The following is a 2,084-nucleotide window of genomic DNA, read 5'->3' as shown; positions in this document are numbered from 1 at the left end:
ACGCATAAAAAACCGCCTCGACGGGCGGGTTTGATGCGAAACGAATCGTTTTTCAACGACGCTTGCGCTTGCGATGGAAGATCCGCAACCCGATGAAGGCGACCACCAGGATGACGGCCGTGGCGTTTGGTGCGAGGCCAGCGGCGGCCGGCACAGTATGGGCGCCGATCCACACGGCGAGCAGCGCGATCAGCCCGCGCGCGACGATCGGGCGATTGAGCGTGCGCAACAACCGCGAGGGTCGCTCATTTGTCCACACCGCGTAGTCCTCGTTGAGCTTTTCCAGATTGAAGCTCGTTGCGTCCGCATCGAATGCGCGCCGGTAGAACACTTCATAGCCCGCGAACCGCCCATCGTCGTAACCGCGCAGCCACGCCGACGTGCTGTCCCGTACCATCCAGGCGAGATCTTCCATCACGCGCTCCGTCAGTGTTTCGCGCCGGCCTGCCAGGGCACGGAGCCGATCGCGTTCATGATGCAGTGCCCATCTTCTTCGGCGTAAAACGCGCCGGTCTCCGGGTTCTGCCAGCCGAACTGGGTCGTGCCGTCGGCGCTGAACACGATGAGGCCAGCGGGCATATCGTTGAGGTTATTTTCCAGTTGCATTCTCGCTCTTCCTTTTGCGGCCGCGCGTTGGGGTGCGCGTCTGCAGGCTGTCGTTGCAGGATGGGCACACGAAGCTGTGGTGCATCTCGATCTTCGTCTCGTTGTTCGCGACGATGTAGGGCGTGCTGCACTCGCGGCATGGTGCGATGGTCAGGCGTGTGTCGGCGCCCATGCGGCGCGTCAGGCTACATGCGCGATCGGTGGCGAGCAGACCCTGGCGCGGGAACAGGTTTGCATAAAGGTCTGCTGCCGCAATCAGTGCCTGCGGGGTGTTGGCGTTCATCGTGAGCGCGGCACGATAGAGCCAGATAAACACGGTCGAATGCAGACGGTGCTGCGGCTTGTCCACGAACCATTGCAGCGACGTCGGCAGGTTGCCGCAGATCGACGGCTTACCATGAATCGCTACGTACATCTGGCGGGTTTTGCTTTGCGGCAGGCGGAACAGCGTAGCCGCCGTGCTTGCGCGGCAACCATGCGCCATCAACGCGGCGGCGTACGTTTCGTGCGTATCGCGCCCCAGGCGCAGATCCGCCCAGAGGGCCGTATGCGGAAGCTCGCCCGCGCGAAACGGCGTCGTGGCCATGATGTGATGCGCGACCTGGTCCGCGTTCATGTCGTGGGCCGTGTATTCAAACCAGAATGCCGGGCTGCGGAAGCGCCAACGGAACAGCGGCAGGTCGCGGATACGCTCGAGTGCCGTGCGCAGCTTGTAGGAAGGCAGGCTCCCGAGGTACCGCACGAGCTCCGGGGTCATGCCGAGCAGCGGCGCACTCAGCACGCTCATGTTGGCCACGGCCTGCACGATGTCGAGAAACTGACGATTGTGATGCTGGATGGCCTGGGTCGTGAGCGCGTCGCGATCGAACGGCATCAGCTTGCGCAGATCGTCGACCGCGACGGTTGTTGCCGTATCGTCGACGAAGCAGCGCCAGTCCTCCACCGACGGCAGCGACGGCGAGAGCATGAGAAATGGCGTGCCCAGCAGCGTGCGCAGCGAATTCTCGTTGTGCCGCAGGTGTTCGATCGACTTCAGGTTGACGCCGTAAATCTGGCTGAACGCCGGATTGGTGACGAGCATGTGATGAATATGCTCGACCAGGTCATAGTTGATACCGCGCAGGCGCTCTGCGATCCACGGTTGCAGGTACAGCCGGTCCAGTGCCTTGTAGTCTTCGGCGGTTTTTTCGTGATTGTTATTTGTATTGTTCATCGGTGTGTCTGCTCAGTTTAGGTGGGACAGGCCGTCGTGACCGTCCCGCGTTCCCCGTACGCGTTGTGGTTTGTTCAGGCGGCTTTTCTCGCGACCTGGATCTCTGCGTGGAATTTGCCGACGATGTCGGCGAGTGCGTCAAAAAGCGGCCTGTATTGGTCGAGTGCGCTTCCAGCTGTGCAGAGCAGCTGCGCGCTATGGTATTTCTGGACGAATTCGCCGAACCCGACCAGGAGCCCGTTCATCTCTTCGTCGAGGCGCTTGC

The 2,084-nt window shown here is 61.8% G+C and carries 3 protein-coding genes and 1 pseudogene; all 4 read right to left on the bottom strand.

Annotation, left to right across the window (positions count from 1 at the left end; all coding sequences use genetic code 11):
* Positions 1-52: 52 nt before the first annotated feature.
* Positions 53-415 (bottom strand): hypothetical protein, encoded by a 363-nt coding sequence (locus VG320_RS18570; RefSeq protein ID WP_327201549.1) that lies wholly within the window; start codon positions 413-415, stop codon positions 53-55.
* 11 nt (positions 416-426) lie between these two features.
* Complete coding sequence (locus VG320_RS18565) at positions 427-606, bottom strand: hypothetical protein (RefSeq protein ID WP_327201548.1); 180 nt, start codon at positions 604-606, stop codon at positions 427-429.
* Complete coding sequence (locus VG320_RS18560; RefSeq protein ID WP_327201547.1) at positions 590-1,819, bottom strand: FlhC family transcriptional regulator; 1,230 nt, start codon at positions 1,817-1,819, stop codon at positions 590-592. Before VG320_RS18560 ends, VG320_RS18565 begins: the two co-directional genes overlap by 17 nt.
* A gap of 74 nt (positions 1,820-1,893) precedes the next feature.
* Positions 1,894-2,084: pseudogene (locus VG320_RS18555) on the bottom strand (hypothetical protein); the annotation flags it as partial.

The sequence above is a fragment of the Paraburkholderia sp. genome (assembly GCF_035948235.1).
In the GTDB taxonomy this organism is placed as follows: Bacteria; Pseudomonadota; Gammaproteobacteria; order Burkholderiales; family Burkholderiaceae; genus Paraburkholderia.
This window is presented reverse-complemented; position numbering and strand designations above follow the sequence as displayed.